Source organism: Escherichia sp. E4385, from assembly GCF_963883145.1.
Classification (GTDB): Bacteria; Pseudomonadota; Gammaproteobacteria; order Enterobacterales; family Enterobacteriaceae; genus Escherichia.
Map to the genome: position 1 here is coordinate 252,394 of NZ_CAWOOJ010000001.1, position 18,896 is coordinate 271,289.

General features: G+C 49.0%; 11 protein-coding genes, 1 tRNA gene and 1 CRISPR repeat array. Of the genes, 6 read left to right on the forward strand and 6 right to left on the reverse strand.

Annotated elements, in window-relative coordinates:
* Window positions 1-172 precede the first annotated feature (172 nt).
* From yehD to AACS80_RS01295, 4 genes are read left to right on the forward strand one after another with little or no spacing between them, the layout of a single operon-like run.
* Entirely contained in the window at window positions 173-721 is a 549-nt protein-coding gene (gene yehD / locus AACS80_RS01280) for a fimbrial protein YehD (protein ID WP_138183623.1), read from the forward strand.
* A gap of 55 nt (window positions 722-776) precedes the next feature.
* Window positions 777-1,457 carry a fimbrial assembly chaperone gene (locus tag AACS80_RS01285; protein WP_138183624.1) on the forward strand — a complete coding sequence of 227 codons (681 nt, stop codon included), beginning with the start codon at window positions 777-779 and terminating at the stop codon, window positions 1,455-1,457.
* Window positions 1,458-1,471: 14 nt separating this feature from the next.
* The gene (locus AACS80_RS01290) at window positions 1,472-3,958 is read left to right on the forward strand and encodes a fimbrial biogenesis outer membrane usher protein (RefSeq protein ID WP_138183625.1); all 2,487 of its coding nucleotides are present in this window, start codon (window positions 1,472-1,474) and stop codon (window positions 3,956-3,958) included.
* A gap of 11 nt (window positions 3,959-3,969) precedes the next feature.
* Window positions 3,970-4,989 (forward strand): fimbrial protein, encoded by a 1,020-nt coding sequence (locus AACS80_RS01295; RefSeq protein WP_135409820.1) that lies wholly within the window; start codon window positions 3,970-3,972, stop codon window positions 4,987-4,989.
* 303 nt (window positions 4,990-5,292) lie between these two features.
* On the opposite strand, the gene AACS80_RS01300 is transcribed toward AACS80_RS01295, so the two are convergent.
* The 6 genes from AACS80_RS01300 to trxB all read right to left on the reverse strand — a co-directional run bounded on the left by AACS80_RS01300 (window position 5,293) and on the right by trxB (window position 13,553).
* A tRNA-Ser gene (locus AACS80_RS01300) sits at window positions 5,293-5,380 on the reverse strand.
* 343 nt (window positions 5,381-5,723) lie between these two features.
* Window positions 5,724-7,613: a CRISPR direct-repeat array (repeat unit 28 nt; unit sequence GTTCACTGCCGTACAGGCAGCTTAGAAA).
* A gap of 111 nt (window positions 7,614-7,724) precedes the next feature.
* Window positions 7,725-7,943: a translation initiation factor IF-1 gene (gene infA, locus AACS80_RS01305; RefSeq protein WP_001040187.1), complete on the reverse strand. Its 219-nt coding sequence runs from the start codon at window positions 7,941-7,943 to the stop codon at window positions 7,725-7,727.
* Window positions 7,944-8,227: 284 nt separating this feature from the next.
* Window positions 8,228-8,932 carry a leucyl/phenylalanyl-tRNA--protein transferase gene (gene aat, locus AACS80_RS01310; protein ID WP_135491102.1) on the reverse strand — a complete coding sequence of 235 codons (705 nt, stop codon included), beginning with the start codon at window positions 8,930-8,932 and terminating at the stop codon, window positions 8,228-8,230.
* Between the two features lie 44 nt (window positions 8,933-8,976).
* Window positions 8,977-10,698, reverse strand: a complete 1,722-nt coding sequence (gene cydC, locus AACS80_RS01315) for a heme ABC transporter ATP-binding protein/permease CydC (protein ID WP_135409784.1) — start codon at window positions 10,696-10,698, stop codon at window positions 8,977-8,979.
* On the reverse strand, window positions 10,699-12,465 hold the full coding sequence (gene cydD / locus AACS80_RS01320; protein WP_138183626.1) for a heme ABC transporter permease/ATP-binding protein CydD: 1,767 nt from the start codon (window positions 12,463-12,465) through the stop codon (window positions 10,699-10,701).
* Between the two features lie 122 nt (window positions 12,466-12,587).
* Entirely contained in the window at window positions 12,588-13,553 is a 966-nt protein-coding gene (trxB, locus tag AACS80_RS01325) for a thioredoxin-disulfide reductase (protein WP_130205283.1), read from the reverse strand.
* Window positions 13,554-14,108: 555 nt separating this feature from the next.
* On the opposite strand from trxB, the gene lrp reads away from it, so the two are divergent.
* Both lrp and ftsK read left to right on the forward strand, forming a co-directional pair.
* Entirely contained in the window at window positions 14,109-14,603 is a 495-nt protein-coding gene (gene lrp, locus AACS80_RS01330; RefSeq protein ID WP_000228473.1) for a leucine-responsive transcriptional regulator Lrp, read from the forward strand.
* A gap of 134 nt (window positions 14,604-14,737) precedes the next feature.
* The gene (gene ftsK, locus AACS80_RS01335) at window positions 14,738-18,802 is read left to right on the forward strand and encodes a DNA translocase FtsK (protein ID WP_138183627.1); all 4,065 of its coding nucleotides are present in this window, start codon (window positions 14,738-14,740) and stop codon (window positions 18,800-18,802) included.
* Window positions 18,803-18,896 lie beyond the last annotated feature (94 nt).

Consider the following 18,896-nt stretch of genomic DNA (forward strand, 5'->3'; position numbering starts at 1 on the left):
CAATGAAAATATTTTTATGGGTATTTTTTGCTGGTTATGTATTTTTTATAATTTGATTTAAATCACGAAAACAACTTGTTTACATTGCGATAGCAAATGTAATTTGCGAAATTCATTTCCGAGAGGACAAAGACTCTTAATCACCTGGAATAAATTAGTTAAGGAATAGACTATGAAACGTTCAATTATTGCAGTTGCAGTATTATCTTCTCTTTTTATGAGTGCAGGGGCTTTTGCAGAGGAGGGGAGTGAACAGGGTGAGTTAGTTATTACCGGTAATATAGTTGGAACTACATGCCAATTTATCGGAAATAGCCAGGCTACTATTGCTATGAACGATATTGGTGAAGATCAATTTAAAGATCAAAGTGCCGGATTTATCTACAATGGTTATTCAAATAAGACAACTGTACCGCTGACGGTTAAATGTTCAGAAGGCAAGACTCCCAGAATTACGTTTTCCAGAAGTCAGTTTGATGCAAATCGTAGCGATATCACCATTAATACTGCGGCAAACCCAAATGGTGCTGGTTTTGCTGTCTACTATGAGAGTGCTGATGGGCAATCTCAAAAGATTGAAGGTGATAAAAGTATTGAGTTAGGACTAGATGAGTCTAATGAATATACATTAAATTTCAGTGCGAAATACGCGCAATCAGGTGATACGGTGACTTCTGGCCCGGTTAACTCTGCACTGACAATGACTGTCGTGACAGATTGATACCGTGTTTATCGGCGGCTTCGGTCGCCGATTTTCAATAACAAGGATTGTTGTCATGAAAAAATTTATAGCCTTCTTGCTGGCCGGTATGGTCACGCCTGTGTGGGGTGGTGTCTATATCTACGGCACTCGTGTTATTTATCCAGAACAGAAAAAAGAGATTACCGTTCAGTTAATGAATGAAGGTAATCGTAGCGCCCTGGTTCAGTCATGGATTGATGATGGCGATACCAGCCAGCCTCCAGAAAAAATTCATGTTCCGTTTGTGTTGACGCCACCGGTAACTCACATAAAAGGTGGCGAGGGACAACAACTCAAGATCAAAAAATTGGCGAATACCCTACCTAAAGATCGCGAAAGCTTGTTCTTTCTCAATGTCCTGGACATTCCACCTAATAGTGAGAAAAATGAAGGTAAAAACCAGATTAAATTCGCGATGCAAAACCGCATCAAATTTATTTATCGTCCGGAGGGTATAGCTGGTGTCGATAAAGGAAGTTTTTCTCGACTGAATATCAGAACAGTCAGTAATGGTATTAATATAAAAAATAATTCAGCGAACTGGATAACTATTCCTGAACTGAAAGGCAATGCCAAATTAAATAAAGAAACTCTGGTACTAGCACCCTGGTCAGAACAGACCGTCACCACATCTTCCGTTGTTAGCCAGTACAATGTTACGCTGATTGATGATCATGGAAACTATTTGAGTGAAAAAGTAAAAACCGTCAAATAGATCAGGGATTGATTATGTCTAAACTTAATTCTATTACGCTGGCTATCCTGTCGGTGTTGGCAACTTCGTCTGCATGGGCGGAAGATGAAACATTTGACACCCATTTTATGATTGGCGGATTAAATGGGGAAAAAATTTCTGACTATCATATTGATAGTGATAAGCCGATGCCTGGTATCTATGATATGGATGTTTACCTGAATAATCAGTGGCGCGGACACTATAATGTCGATATTAAAGACGATCCGGATGCAACATGTTTATCCTGGGAGCAGTTAAAGCAAATAGGTATCCTCACAGAAGGCATTAATATCGATAAAAGCGTAGAATGTGTACCACTTCGGGAAGCGGTACAGGGCGGCAGCGTTGACTATGATATTGGGCATTTTAACCTGAAGTTAAGTGTACCCCAGGCCTATGTCGTTGAGTATGAACGCGGATATGTCCCGCCTGAGGCATGGGATCGCGGGATTAACGCATTATATACGTCTTATTATGCCAGTCAGTATTACAGTAATTATAAGCATGGTGGAGATAATAAAAATAGCTATTTAAACCTGAATAGTGGTTTGAATCTTCTGGGCTGGCAGTTGCATTCAAATGCCAATTATACGAAAAGTGACGAGAGCAGCGGTAAATGGAAGAGTAACACGTTATATCTGGAGCGCGGAATTCCACAAATTCTTGGCACATTGCGTGCTGGTGAAATGTATACCGGTTCTGATGTTTTTGATTCCGTGCGTTTTCGCGGTGTACGCCTGTGGCGCGATATGCAGATGTTGCCGAACTCTAAACAGAACTTTACTCCAGTGGTGCGTGGTGTTGCCCAAAGTAACGCACTTGTCACTATCGAACAAAATGGCTTTGTGGTTTACCAGAAAGAGGTTCCGCCAGGTCCATTCGCCATTGATGATTTGCAACTTGCTGGTGGTGGTGCAGATCTGGAAGTAACCGTTAAAGAAGCTGACGGTTCGGTGTCGCGTTATCGTGTACCTTATTCATCTGTACCAAATATGTTGCAACCGGGCGTTTCGAAATATGAATTTGCTGCCGGACGTAGTCGTATTGAGGGAGCCAGCGATCAGTCAGATTTTATTCAGGGAAGCTATCAGTATGGCCTTAATAATTTGCTGACACTCTATGCTGGCACGCAGTTGTCTGATAATTACTCATCGTTTGTTCTCGGCACGGGATGGAATACACCGATTGGTGCTGTATCGGTTGATTTTACCCATTCCCACAGTGAACAAGATAACGGTGATGTGTTTAATGGTCAAAGTTATCAGATTGCCTGGAACAAATATCTCTCTCAAAGTGGAACGCAATTTTCGCTGGCGGCCTGGCGTTATTCTTCTCGAGATTATCGTACTTTTAACGATCACGTCTGGGCAAATAACAGGAAAAGCTATAATCGAGAAGATGACTCAGTTTATGATATCGCCGACTATTATCAGTACGATTTTGGTCGTAAGAACAGCTTTTCTGTAAATATAAACCAGTCATTACCGGAAAATTGGGGATATCTGTCGGTCAGCGGTCAATGGCGGGATTATTGGGAACGCAGCGGGACAGGGAAAGATTATCAACTCAGCTATTCGAACTCCTGGGAACGCCTTAGTTATACCTTGTCTGTTAGCCAGACCTACGATGAAGATAACCGCGAAGATAGACGCATTAACTTATATTTCTCAATTCCCTTCTCGTGGGGCGATGGAATCACTGAAAAACGACGAGATTTATTTGTTTCTAACTCGACCACTTTTGATAAAGACGGCTATCGGTCGAATAATACCAGCCTCAGCGGTGTAGCGGGGAGTCGCGATCAGTTCAGCTACGGGGCTAACTTAAGCCATCAACACCAGGGCAGCGAAACAACAGCAGGTGGAAACCTGACCTGGCGTGCGCCATTGGCGACTATTGGTGGCAGCTATAGCCAGTCGAAAAGATATCAACAAGTTAGCGGTAATATTCAAGGCGGTTTAGTCGCGTGGTCGGACGGGGTGGCACTGGCTCCCAGACTTTCCGATACGTTCGCCATCGTCAAAGCGCCGGGACTGGAGGGAGCGGCGGTGCAGGGATATCGTTACCTGACCACGGATAGCAGAGGCTACGCTATTTATGACAACCTGACGCCGTATCGTGAAAATACGTTGATGTTGGATATTGCCGACAGTAAAAGCGATGTGGCGCTACTGGGTAACCGTAAAAACACCGTTCCTTATCGTGGGGCGGTAGTGATGACGCAGTTTGAGACTGATAAACGCAAGCCCTGGTATTTCATCTCCCAACGCCCTGATGGCTCTCCGTTGCCGTTTGGTTATGAGGTTGAAGATGAAAGCGGCAACAATGTGGGCTTAGTAGGACAGGGAAGCCGGATATTTATTCGCACCAATGATGTTCCCGCGTCGATTCGCGTCTCGGTTAATAAACAGCAGGAACAATTCTGCACTATTACCTTTGATAACGTTATTGATGAGAATAAAGTTTATATTTGTCGTTAAAGGATTTGTTTATGAAGAAATATTGGTTTTTGTTTTTACTGGCTTTGCCTTTTTTGGGGCAGGCTAAATGTACTATTAACGGAAATTCTACTGCAATACAGGGAGTTAATTTAGACTTAACTGCGGGAAATGCAACGGTTACATTTTCTCCTAATCTGACGGGAGAATTTACATGTAATTCGACTCAAGATAAGTTAAATGTACTTAAAACATTAGACAATTATGTTGTAGAAATGAAAGAAAATCAAAATAGCAACCAATCAATTTATGTTAAGTTTAATCTTGATGTTGAAGATGGGTTTCCTGTTGACACGGGAGATAGGAAAACTTATTCAGTTAACGATACTATCAATAATAAAAGTATAGCATTAACAGCTTCATATATAAAATCGCCTGAAAGCAATGCGAATGTTCAAACAGTATATTCTAATTCATTCATTTTGAATGCTCCTGCGGTTGTCTTTCCATTTGAAAATGGTTCAGCAACTAATTTTTGCTATCAAAACATTCTCTTTTATTTTATATGTTATGTGAGCAATAGGTTACCAACAGATGCTGCTTATCAACAGAATTTAAATGTTAATATAACAAAACACAAACCTACAACCTGTAGTTTCTCGCAACCGACTTACGAAATAAGAATGCCAGAAACAACGATAAGTGAGATGCAATCTGCCAATAACACAAAATCAGGAACTATAGATCTGGTTTTAAATTGTGACAGTGTTTATAACGTCACGACTAATCCTGTGACTTTTAAAGTTGCGCGCGGTGAATGGGATGATAGTGGAACCATTCTGAAAAACACATCGCTTAATGGTGCTAAGGGGGTTGGGTTCCAGATTTATAATGGTAACGCAACGACACCGCTAAAGCTGGGTGATACTCTGATGAACAAACTAACTAAAATGGCGGCCATTGAGAATCAGTACACCTTCCCGATTACCGCGAAATATGTCCGCGTGAATGAGGAAGCACTACAGCCAGGAGAAGTCCAAAGCAAAGCCATATTTGCCGTATCCTACGACTAGTGGGTATAGTAATCAGCCACTGATTTTCACGTACTTTCGAAGAGGAAGTACGTGTTTTTTTATTTAAGGCACATCAATGCGAAAAAAAAGCCCGTACTTTCATACGAGCTCTTCTTAAAATATGGCGGTGAGGCGGGGATTGACTCGCTTCGCTCGCCCTGCGGGCAGCCCGTTCACTGCGTTCGCGGTCTGTCCAACTGGCTGCCGCCAGTTGTCGAACCCGGGTCCGGGCTTCTCACCCCGCTAGGACGGGTCACATGCGAAAAAAAAGCCCGTACTTTCGTACGAGCTCTTCTCAGAATATGGCGGTGAGGCGGGGATTCGAACCCCGGATACGTTGCCGTATACACACTTTCCAGGCGTGCTCCTTCAGCCACTCGGACACCTCACCAAATTGTTTTGCTGCCTGACCTCATGGGTGGCAACGGGGCGCTACTATAGGGAGTTGGAGTAAAACGGTCAAGAAGAATTTATATGGATTGATTCGTTTGGTTACGCAATGAACATACTGTTCGCGCCCGGAGATTTTGACCGTATGTGTTCTGGTCAATTGTTTATCAAAATCTATGCATAAAATATGAGATTGAAGAAGTACCAAATAGACCCTTTTTTTAGGTTGAAATGTAACTCATTGATTTTGTTTATTGCTTTTTTGATGTCTGGAAAAAGGGTTTAAATCTGCGACTTTGTAAGTTTTAACAGTAAATCAATCGGATAGTCTGCTATTATTCCAGGTTCACTGCCGTACAGGCAGCTTAGAAAGTGTATCCGTCGGGAATACCGCGCGTTTTCGCGTTCACTGCCGTACAGGCAGCTTAGAAAGATAAGTTGTGCCGGCCTTAAACACGTCTTTGGTTCACTGCCGTACAGGCAGCTTAGAAATGAATTTAAGCAGACTCGCCAAAATTATCTGGGTTCACTGCCGTACAGGCAGCTTAGAAACCGGCGAGCAAAAGATCGCCGTATTAGTCAAAGTTCACTGCCGTACAGGCAGCTTAGAAACGAATCCAACGGACGGCCTGACCAGTTCCGCAGTTCACTGCCGTACAGGCAGCTTAGAAAAACGCGACAAACAAAAATTTCACCCTGGCTACGTTCACTGCCGTACAGGCAGCTTAGAAAGCAGCGCGTCGATATATTCCTCGCTAATCAGTGTTCACTGCCGTACAGGCAGCTTAGAAACAGTTCCGACCCGCACGATCACGTAACGGCATGTTCACTGCCGTACAGGCAGCTTAGAAAAGAAAAAACGGTAGCGGAGCTGGTGGACACTAGTTCACTGCCGTACAGGCAGCTTAGAAATCGTTGCGTGTGTACTCACGGTGATGGCAATGGTTCACTGCCGTACAGGCAGCTTAGAAACGCCCGCCCCATTTTGCAGCGCCCTTTATTTTGTTCACTGCCGTACAGGCAGCTTAGAAAGCAGCGAGGAAAAATCGGAATGAGCACAACAATGTTCACTGCCGTACAGGCAGCTTAGAAATGTACTGTGTTTGTCTCTTCAATCGCGAGAGCGTTCACTGCCGTACAGGCAGCTTAGAAATGGCCGATTAATCGCAATTTCTGTTAATCCTGGTTCACTGCCGTACAGGCAGCTTAGAAAGCAGCGGCGGCCATCACGTCATCAACCACGCTGTTCACTGCCGTACAGGCAGCTTAGAAACACAATATTAAAATAATCCACATAAGGAATATGTTCACTGCCGTACAGGCAGCTTAGAAATCGAGCGGTATTTTTGGCAGCAGGCCCCTTGTGTTCACTGCCGTACAGGCAGCTTAGAAAAGCAGGGCCAGTTCCTCGTCGGACACGGTAGTGTTCACTGCCGTACAGGCAGCTTAGAAAGAGATATGCACCTCTGGCAGCAACGACGTAAAGTTCACTGCCGTACAGGCAGCTTAGAAAAAAAGGTGCAGGCGCTCGCCGCGCGGCGCATGGTTCACTGCCGTACAGGCAGCTTAGAAAAGGATAACTGGATTCGGTGCCGGTATTCGTCGTGTTCACTGCCGTACAGGCAGCTTAGAAAGTATGGACTACGGGACGGCTACGGGCGCTAACGTTCACTGCCGTACAGGCAGCTTAGAAAGTTTTCGGCGTCATTGCAATCTGGCCCACGGTGTTCACTGCCGTACAGGCAGCTTAGAAACCGTCCTGGGTGCACATCAGGCGCACCTCGTTGTTCACTGCCGTACAGGCAGCTTAGAAAGACGAACGCGGCACACCAGGGTGTCTCGTCGTGTTCACTGCCGTACAGGCAGCTTAGAAAAGAAAGCGGCTGCTGGTATTGCTGGAGCAATGGTTCACTGCCGTACAGGCAGCTTAGAAAATGCCGCCCAGTTCGGCTCCCGAGGTCGTACAGTTCACTGCCGTACAGGCAGCTTAGAAATGTCACGATTAAAGTTAAAAACGTACAGTATAGTTCACTGCCGTACAGGCAGCTTAGAAACAATAGCTAACAACGCAAACACAACCGCTATAGTTCACTGCCGTACAGGCAGCTTAGAAAGATACGCTCAAGGTCAATGCGCGGGCGGCGGAGTTCACTGCCGTACAGGCAGCTTAGAAAGCAGTCGGGGCGTATTTCCGCGTTAGCGGGTCGTTCACTGCCGTACAGGCAGTTTTCAAACACAACACTCCATCCTCCAATATTTATTCCCCGTAACTCCAAACGCAAAAAAGGCCGGTTAAACCGACCTTTTACTCGTTCTTTCTCTTCGCCCATCAGGCGGTAAAACAATCAGCGACTACGGAAGACAATGCGGCCTTTGCTCAGGTCGTACGGGGTCAGTTCAACAGTCACTTTGTCGCCCGTCAGGATGCGGATGTAGTTTTTGCGCATTTTACCGGAGATGTGTGCAGTAACCACGTGACCGTTTTCTAACTCTACGCGGAACATGGTATTAGGCAACGTTTCAAGAACGGTACCTTGCATTTCAATATTGTCTTCTTTGGCCATCTAATCCTCTGGGGTATCACTACCGTAATTTGAACCGGCAAGATAATGCCGAAGTTCTGTAAATAAGTAAAGATTTGTGCGCTAATTCGCAACAAACAGGTTTGGCACATAACTCCGAAAACACACGGCTAAGCCGCACTATAAGCGCAACGTATAAGGGAGCGGTGAGATAAACGGTGGGCGTTACCTGACGCGAAAAATTCCTTATCGGCAGCGGAGTAATGAGCATAACCAACTCTGCGACCGCAATTATAACACTCTGGGGAGAAATGTGCCGAAAACATTCATTCTTGTGGTGAAAACAATCGCCGTGGTACCCAGAAATTATTTGGTAACCGTTCGGGGCGCAGTTGATTGAGATAATTGAGGTAATCCCGGCGAGGAATTTCGCAGGCACCAAGCGAGGCCGTATGGTCATTTAATACCTGGCAGTCGATAAGCTTGCCGCCGTGGCGGATAAATTCGTCACAAAAAACCAGGAGCGCTGTTTTCGAGGCATTCTCCATGCGGCTGAACATCGACTCGCCACAAAACAGTGTTCCCTGCGCTACGCCGTACATGCCGCCGACAATTTCGCCTTCACGCCACACTTCTATGGAATGGGCATGGCCCAACTCGTGAAGACGATGGTAGGCTTCGACGACGTCACGCGTTATCCAGGTCCCTTCTTCGCGATCGCTGGCGCAGCCTTCAATGACCTGACCAAACGCGTAATTCAGCGTGACGCGATAGGGAGAGCGCTTATGAAAACGTTTCATGCTGCGGCTGATATGCAGTGATTCTGGCCATAAAACCGCACGTGGATCAGGCGACCACCAGAGAATAGGATCGCCCGGAGAAAACCACGGGAAAATACCGCGCTGATAAGCCATGAGCAGCCGCGCAGGGCTAAGATCGCCTCCCAGCGCCAGCAGACCGTTAGGCTCACGTAATGCGCCTTCCGGGGAAGGGAAGACTATTGAATGGCGAGAAAGCTGAACCAGGCGCATGACTGCAAAACTCCACTACGCAAGTCGGATCGTTCAATAATAGCTTACAAACCCTGCTTAAACTGGTAATAACGCCCCTGTCTGGCAAGCAGTTCTGCATGAGTACCTTGTTCAATAATTTGCCCGTTGTCCATCACTATTATTTGCTGAAAATGTGAAAGCCCACGCAGCCGATGTGTAACCATTAATAGCGTTTTCTCACGCATCATTTCAGTCAGTAATTCGAGGATCTGACTTTCAGTCGTGGCATCTAAGCCTTCGGTTGGTTCATCCAGTAATACTAACGGCGCATCGTGCAATAGCGCACGGGCGATAGCCAGACGACGCAGCTCGCCGCCGGAAAGCTGACGTCCGCCTTCTCCCAACCAACTGTTGAGCCCTGTGTCTTCGAGTAGTTTCTCCAGACCGACGCGACGGAGAATTTCAGCAAGAGTCTCATCAGTAGCGCCAGGTGCGGCGAGTAACAGATTATCGCGCAGTGTGGCGCTAAACAGATGCACTCGCTGCGGCACAACGCTGATGGTCTGGCGCAATGTCGATTCATTCAGGTCAGAGATCGGGCTGCCGTTGAGCAAAATCTCACCCTGTTGCGGATCCCATGCACGGGTTAGAAGTTGTAACAACGTTGATTTTCCGCATCCGGTTCGCCCGAGAATCGCAATATGTTCTCCGGCGTTTGCCTGAAGAGAAATCCCTTTAAGTGCTTGTTGGGATTGTTCCGGATAAGTGAACACAACATCCCCTAACGTCAGGGAAACCTGCTCAGGAACGGCGGACTGAGTATCCGGAAAGGTCACTTCTGGTTTTTGGTCAGTTAAGTCAGTGATACGCACGGCAGAAGCAATAACTTGCCCCAGATGCTGAAATGCACCTGTCACCGGAGCCAGGGCCTCGAATGCAGCCAATGCACAGAAGACAAACAGCGCAATTAACGCACCCGGCTGGCTATTACCGCCAACGCCGCCGGAGGCCATCCATAGCATCAGAATCACCGCCAGCGCGCCAATCAACAGCATAATTGCCTGTGAGAGCGCAGTCAGTTCGGACTGACGACGTTGCGCTTCCAGCCACTGAATTTCGGTGTTCTCTAACTGCGTACGATAACGATCGCTGGCACCAAAAATGGTCAGTTCAGCTTGCCCTTGCAGCCAGGCGGTTAACTGTTGGCGATACTGACCGCGAAGATGGGTAAGGTTTTGCCCGGTGCTTTTCCCCGCTCGATAAAACAGCGGCGGCATCAGGAAAAGCGTCAGCAACATAATGCCGCCCAGCGTGAAGGCGAGGGTGAAATCAAGAAAACTTAACCCGACAGTCACCACCATAATTACCACAAAAGCCCCTACCAGCGGTGAGATAACGCGCAAGTAAAGATGATCGAGCGTATCAACATCGGCGACGACGCGGTTGAGCAATTCGCCCTGGCGATAGCGGGCCAGCCCGGCAGGGGAGAGAGGCAACAGCTTGCTGAAGGTGTAAATGCGCAAATGCTGCAACACGCGGAAAGTCGCATCGTGACTCACCAGACGTTCAAAATAGCGCCCGGCGGTGCGGGTGATTGCCGCGCCACGTACACCTGCGGCAGGTAGCATGTAGTTAAAGCTGTACAGTCCTGCAACTCCCGCCACTGCCGAAGCGGAGAGGAACCAACCAGAAAGCGTCAACAAGCCGATACTGGCGAGCAGTGTGACAATTGCCAGCACAATACCAAGGCTTAACATCCACTTATGACGCTTATATAGAGCCAGATAAGGAAGTAACGCGCGCATTTAAATCTCCTCCTGACGGTGGGCCAGCAACGTGGCGAATGGACCGTTATCCACGCTTAAATCAGCGTAACAACCTTGCTCGATAATTTGGCCATCCTGCATCACCCAAATGACGTCCCAGTCAGCGAGATCTTCTAATTGGTGGGTGACCATCAGCGTTGTCTGGCGCTGCGAGGCTGCGTTTAGCGCCTGCATCACACGCTGCTCGCTGTGTGCATCGAGGCTGGCTGCAGGTTCATCCAGTAATAACAGTGAGCAGGGATGAAGTAATGCACGCGCTACGGCCACACGTTGTGCCTGACCTACGGAAAGGCGAGCTGCCTGATCGCCCACGGGAGTATCGATACCTTGCGGCAGGAGCGGCAGAAACTCACTGACCCAGGCGTTATCCAGGGCCGTTTGTAACTCTTGCTCGCTGGCATCCGGTCGTGCCAGCAGCACATTGTCTCGTACTGTTGCCGCGGGTAATTGCGGATTCTGGCCAACCCATGAGAGATGTTTTCGCCATGATTCCGGAGATAAATCCCGCAATTCAATGCCGTTGATTTGCAGCGAGCCTTGATAAGAGAGAAAACCGGAAAGCGCATTTAATAGTGAACTTTTCCCGGATCCGCTTCGTCCCACCAGTACCGCACGTTTGCCTGCAGGTAGTATAAAGTTCAGCGGGCCAGCCAGTGTTTTACCTTCAGGCGATGTGATGAACAGATCTTTGGCTTCAATGGTCACTGGTTCGGTAGACGTTAACTCAACGTCACCACGCTGTGGATGGGCGAGCGGTGTTTCCATAAATGTTTTCAGGCTGTCAGCCGCGCCAACAGCCTGGGCTTTGGCATGATAAAACGTGCCGAGATCACGTAACGGCTGGAAAAACTCGGGGGCGAGGATCAACGCAAGGAAGCCCGCAGCCAACGTCACGCCAGTGCTGTAGTGGCCGAAATCCAGCTCACCAAGATAAGAGAAACCAAAGTACACCGCGACCAAGGCAATCGACAGCGAGGTAAAGAATTCAAGAATACCGGAGGATAAAAACGCCAGGCGTAATACTTCCATGGTCCGTTGGCGAAAATCTTCCGAAGCCGAACGGATACTTTCAATTTCAGCCTCGCCACGACCAAAAATACGCAGGGTTTCCATGCCGCGCAGACGATCGAGAAAATGCCCACTTAAGCGAGCAAGCGCGAGAAAGTTGCGTCGGTTAGCATCGGCAGCACCCATCCCAACTAAAGCCATAAACAACGGAATTAACGGTGCAGTGCCGAGTAAAATAAGTGCCGCGGCCCAGTTAGAAGGGAAAATTGCGACGACAATCAGTAGTGGCACTGAGACTGCCAGCGCCATTTGCGGTAGGTAGCGAGCATAGTAATCATGCATATCGTCAATTTGCTCAAGCACCAGCGTCGCCCAGCTCCCCGCAGGTTTGCCCTGAATCCAGGCCGGCCCCGCCTGCTGCAAACGGTCAAGAACCTGGCGGCGGATGGCAAAACGAATATGTTGCCCGGCGTGATAGCCCACCCGTTCGCGTAACCAGACCACCCATGCACGCAGCACAAAGGTCATCACCAGCAAGGTAAAGGGAAGTAGCAAGGCTTCTCGGGGGATGTTCTCCATGATCATATGTTGCAGAATTCGCGCCATAAACCAGGCCTGGGCAATTATTAATATGCCGCTCACAAAGCCCAGCAGACGAGAAATATTCAGCCAACGTCGGGAGATGACGCTTTGCTGTTTTAACCAGCGGGTTAACTCTTTTTGACGGGATTTATTCATTGCACGCTTAGCAGGTGAGTTATCAGAATTATTTGCAGAGCAATGTTACAACGGGGAAAAAATAAAGGCGACCCATAGTCGCATGGTGTCGCCTTCTTTACTTTTGTTACTGATTTGTAAAATTATTTTGCGTCAGCTAAACCGTCGAGGTAGCGTTCCGCATCAAGTGCTGCCATGCAGCCTGTACCGGCAGAAGTAATGGCCTGGCGATAAATATGATCCATCACGTCACCTGCGGCAAAGACGCCCGGAATGCTGGTCTGGGTGGCATTACCATGAATACCCGACTGCACTTTGATGTAGCCGTTTTCCAGTTCCAGTTGTCCTTCAAAAATAGCCGTGTTCGGACTGTGACCGATAGCAACAAACAGACCAGCAACGTCGAGAGACTCGATATTATCGCTGTTTTGCGTATCGCGCAGACGAACGCCAGTGACGCCCATCTGATCGCCGATCACTTCTTCCAGCGTACGGTTGGTGTGCAGAATGATGTTGCCGTTCTCCACTTTGTCCATGAGACGCTTAATGAGGATTTTTTCCGCACGGAAACCATCGCGGCGGTGGATCAAATGTACTTCGGAAGCGATGTTAGACAGATACAGCGCCTCTTCAACTGCGGTATTGCCACCGCCGATGACCGCCACTTTCTGATTGCGATAGAAAAATCCATCGCAGGTTGCACAGGCAGAAACCCCACGGCCTTTAAAGGCTTCTTCAGAGGGCAGGCCGAGATAGCGTGCAGAAGCCCCGGTGGCAATAATCAGCGCATCGCAGGTATATTCGCCGTTATCGCCAGTCAGGCGGAACGGACGATTCTGCAAATCCACTTTATTGATGTGGTCAAAAATAATTTCAGTTTCAAACTTGGTAGCATGTTCATGCATGCGTTCCATGAGCAACGGGCCGGTCAGATCATTTGGATCTCCTGGCCAGTTTTCTACTTCAGTGGTCGTCGTCAGCTGGCCGCCTTTTTCCATGCCGGTAATCAGCACCGGTTGCAGGTTGGCGCGTGCCGCGTAGACAGCAGCGGTATATCCCGCCGGGCCTGAGCCCAGGATAAGCAGTTTACTGTGTTTGGTCGTGCCCATGAGATCCCCATAGTTGTTGGCAGACAATGGGCAGGATTGTAGGGAATTTACAGACGTAAAAAAAGAGTATGACGATTTTGTTAACGATATGTGCAATCGTCAAAAGCGATAATCGTGTCAAATTCTCCTGTCATTCTCCCGTCATTATCACGTCTGCTACTTAATTTTTCCGGTTTATAAGCCGATTAAATGATGATTAAACGTCACTGTTAATGAATAACTGGCATGTTGTACTAAAAAACGATGTTTTGCTTTGACAATCACCTGGTGTTTTGCGAAAACATTCGAGGAAGAAAAAAACAGTATTGTTATGTGCGCATAATCATGCATGTAAATACCATGTTTACCGTGCTAGTGAAATCTACGCATGGCGTGGACAGACGCCATTCGTGATGTCGATAGCTGCCTCAAGGCAACGGTCTTCTCACCGTAGACCCAGGCATTGCGAGCCGTGAATCTTAATGATTTCGGTCTATCGTGACAGGTAGCGACTCTGAACAGTGATGTCTTCAGGGTCAGACAGGAGTAGGGAAGGAATACAGAGAGACAATAATAATGGTAGATAGCAAGAAGCGCCCTGGCAAAGATCTCGACCGTATCGATCGTAACATTCTTAATGAGTTGCAAAAGGATGGGCGTATTTCTAACGTCGAGCTTTCTAAACGTGTGGGACTTTCCCCAACGCCGTGCCTTGAGCGTGTGCGTCGGCTGGAAAGACAAGGGTTTATTCAGGGCTATACGGCGCTGTTGAACCCGCATTATCTGGATGCATCACTTCTGGTATTCGTTGAGATTACTCTGAATCGTGGCGCTCCGGATGTGTTTGAACAATTCAATACTGCTGTGCAAAAACTTGAAGAAATTCAGGAGTGTCATTTAGTATCCGGTGATTTCGACTACCTGTTGAAAACACGCGTGCCGGATATGTCAGCTTATCGTAAGCTGCTAGGGGAAACCCTGCTGCGTCTGCCTGGCGTCAATGACACACGGACATACGTTGTTATGGAAGAAGTCAAGCAGAGTAATCGTCTGGTTATTAAGACGCGCTAACACGGAACAGGTGCAAAATAGGCGTATTTTGATTACACTCCTGTTAATCCATACAGCAACAGTACTGGGGTAACCTGGTGCTGTTGTCCGTTTTAGCATCGGGCAGGAAAAGCCTGTAACCTGGAGAGCCTTTCTTGAGCCAGGAATACACTGAAGACAAAGAAGTCACATTGACAAAGTTAAGCAGCGGGCGCCGACTTCTGGAGGCGTTGCTGATTCTTATTGTCCTGTTTGCCGTCTGGTTGATGGCAGCCTTATTAAGCTTTAACCCTTCGGACCCCAGCTGGTCGCAAACGGCCTGGCATGAACCTATCCATAATTTAGGCGGGACGCCTGGCGCGTGGCTGGCAGATACGCTGTTCTTCATTTTTGGCGTGATGGCTTACACCATCCCGGTCATTATTGTTGGCGGCTGTTGGTTTGCCTGGCGTCATCAGTCCAGCGATGAGTACGTTGACTATTTCGCCGTTTCGCTAAGAATTATTGGCGTGCTGGCGCTTATCCTTACGTCCTGTGGCCTTGCGGCAATCAACGCGGACGACATCTGGTATTTTGCCTCCGGTGGTGTAATCGGTAGTTTATTAAGCACTACGCTGCAGCCGCTGTTGCACAGCAGTGGCGGGACCATTGCGCTGCTCTGTGTTTGGGCGGCTGGCCTGACGCTGTTTACCGGCTGGTCCTGGGTGACCATTGCCGAAAAACTGGGGGGCTGGATTTTAAACATCCTCACTTTCGCCAGTAACCGCACTCGTCGAGATGATACCTGGGTTGATGAAGAAGAGTATGAAGACGACGAAGAGTATGAAGACGAAAAAAACGGCAAACAGCATGAATCGCGCCGTGCTCGTATTCTTCGTGGCGCGTTAGCGCGTCGTAAACGTCTGGCGGAAAAATTCATCAATCCGATGGGGCGGCAAACAGACGCTGCATTGTTCTCCGGTAAGCGGATGGATGATGAAGACGACATTACCTACACTGCGCGCGGCGTAGCCGCTGATCCTGATGATGTCCTCTTTTCGGGCAACTGTGCAACGCAGCCAGAATATGACGAATACGATCCATTATTAAACGGTGCACCAATTACCGAACCTGTTGCTGCGGCAGCTGCTGCTACCACGGTGACGCAAAGCTGGGCAGCTCCGGTTGAACCTGTTACTCAGAAGCCGCCTGTTGCGTCGGTTGATGTTCAACCTGCTCAACCTGCTGTTGCCTGGCAGCCTGCGCCAGGGCCGCAAACGGGCGAGCCAGTCATTGCCCCAGTGCCGGAAGGTTATCCGCAACAACCTGTGCAGTCACAGCAGCCGTATTATGCGCCTGCTGCGGAACAACCTGTTCAACAACCATATTACGCACCAGTGCCTGAACAGCCGGTTCAGCAGCCGTATTATGCGCCTGTTGCGGAACAACCTGTTCAACAACCATATTATGCGCCAGTGCCTGAACAGCCAGTGGCTGATAACGCGTGGCAAGCCGAGGGGACACAATCCACTTTTGCGGCGCAGTCTACATACCAGCCTGAGCAAAATTACCAGCAGCCAGCCGTTCAGGAGACGTTGCGTCAACAGCCGCATCCGGTTGAGCAGCCGCCTGTTGTGGAGCCTGAACCGGTTGCTGAAGAAACAAAACCTGCGCGTCCGCCGCTTTACTATTTTGAAGAAGTTGAAGAGAAGCGTGCGCGCGAACGTGAACAGCTCGCCGCCTGGTATCAGCCTATTCCTGAACCAGTTAAAGAACCTGAGCCTGTTAGACCTTTTCAGTCAGCTAAATCTGTTCAGTCATCGCCGACTGCTGCTGCAGTCCCTCCGGTAGAAGCCGTGGCTGCTGTTTCGCCGCTGGCATCGGGCGTGAAGAAAGCGACTCTGGCGACGGGGGCCGCAGCAACGGTTGCTGCACCTGTTTTTAGCCTGGCAAATAGCGGTGGACCTCGACCACAAGTGAAAGAGGGGATTGGCCCGCAGTTGCCACGACCAAAGCGTATTCGTGTTCCGACTCGTCGTGAACTGGCATCGTATGGCATTAAACTACCTTCACAACGAGCCGCCGAAGAGAAAGCTCGCGAAGCGCAGCGCAATCAATACGATTCTGGCGATCAGTATAACGATGATGAAATCGATGCGATGCAGCAAGATGAGTTGGCACGTCAGTTTGCCCAGGCACAGCAGCAACGCTATGGTGAACAGTATCAACATGATGCGCCAGTTAACCCTGAAGATGAAGATGCAGCGGCAGAGGCTGAACTGGCTCGTCAGTTTGCCCAGACTCAGCAGCAACGTTATTCCGGTGAACAACCTGCGGGAGCAAATCCATTCTCGCTGAATGATTTTGAATTTTCACCGATGAAAGCTTTGGTGGATGATGGCCCACACGAGCCACTGTTTACGCCCATTGTTGAACCGCAGCAACCGGTAGCGCCGCAGCAGCAGTATCAGCAGCCACAGCAACCGGTAGCGCCGCAGCCGCAGTATCAACAGCCGCAACAACCGGTGGCGCCGCAGCCGCAGTATCAACAGCCGCAGCAGCCAGTAGCGCCGCAGCCGCAATATCAGCAGCCGCAGCAACCGGTAGCGCCGCAGCCGCAATATCAGCAGCCGCAGCAGCCAGTAGCGCCGCAGCCGCAATATCAGCAGCCGCAGCAACCGGTAGCACCACAGCCGCAGGATACCCTGCTTCATCCGTTGTTAATGCGCAACGGTGATAGCCGTCCGTTGCATAAACCAACGACGCCACTACCCTCGCTGGATTTGCTGACACCACCGCCAAGCGAAGTTGAGCCAGTAGATACCTTTGCGCTTGAGCAAATGGCGCGTCTGGTAGAAGCACGGCTGGCCGATTTCCGCATTAAAGCTGATGTGGTCAATTATTCACCAGGGCCTGTAATCACCCGTTTTGAGTTGAACCTGGCGCCGGGCGTAAAAGCCGCACGTATTTCTAACCTGTCACGCGACCTTGCCCGTTCATTGTCGACCGTGGCGGTGCGTGTGGTTGAAGTCATTCCTGGTAAACCTTACGTAGGTCTGGAGTTGCCGAACAAAAAACGACAAACCGTTTATCTGCGCGAAGTGCTGGATAACGCGAAGTTCCGTGATAACCCATCGCCGCTGACGATTGTTTTGGGTAAAGATATCGCAGGCGATCCGGTCGTAGCCGATCTGGCTAAAATGCCTCACTTGCTGGTTGCGGGGACCACTGGTTCCGGTAAGTCGGTGGGTGTAAACGCCATGATCCTGAGCATGCTCTATAAAGCGCAGCCGGAAGATGTTCGTTTCATTATGATCGACCCGAAAATGCTGGAGCTTTCGGTTTATGAAGGCATCCCGCATCTGTTAACGGAAGTCGTAACAGACATGAAAGATGCTGCCAACGCTCTGCGCTGGTGCGTAAATGAAATGGAACGCCGTTATAAGCTGATGTCGGCACTGGGAGTGCGTAATCTTGCGGGGTATAACGAAAAAATTGCTGAAGCGGACCGAATGATGCGTCCGATTCCAGACCCGTACTGGAAGCCAGGTGACAGTATGGATGCCCAGCATCCAGTGCTGAAAAAAGAGCCGTACATTGTAGTGCTGGTGGATGAATTTGCCGACCTGATGATGACGGTAGGTAAAAAAGTGGAAGAGTTGATTGCGCGTCTGGCGCAAAAAGCCCGTGCCGCAGGTATTCACCTCGTGCTGGCAACGCAGCGCCCTTCGGTGGATGTTATTACGGGGCTGATTAAAGCGAACATTCCAACCCGTATCGCCTTTACTGTATCCAGCAAGATCGACTCACGTACCATTCTTGATCAGGCTGGCGCGGAATCACTGCTTGGTATGGGGGATATGCTTTACTCCGGGCCGAACTCAACCATGCCGGTACGTGTCCATGGTGCTTTTGTTCGCGATCAGGAAGTTCATGCCGTGGTGCAGGACTGGAAAGCGCGTGGTCGTCCGCAGTATGTAGATGGCATCACCTCCGATAGCGAAAGCGAAGGCGGAGCTGGTGGTTTCGATGGTGCTGAAGAACTGGATCCGCTGTTCGATCAGGCGGTGGCGTTTGTCACTGAAAAACGCAAAGCGTCTATTTCTGGTGTTCAGCGTCAGTTCCGCATAGGTTACAACCGTGCTGCACGCATTGTTGAACAGATGGAAGCGCAAGGGATCGTCAGCGAACAGGGTCACAACGGTAATCGTGAAGTACTGGCTCCGCCACCGTTTGACTAATTAGTGCATCGTAGGCCGGATAAGACGCGATAGTGTCGCATCCGGCACTCTATCAACTGAAAATTCAGTATTTTCTTCTTTCCTCAAGCTGATT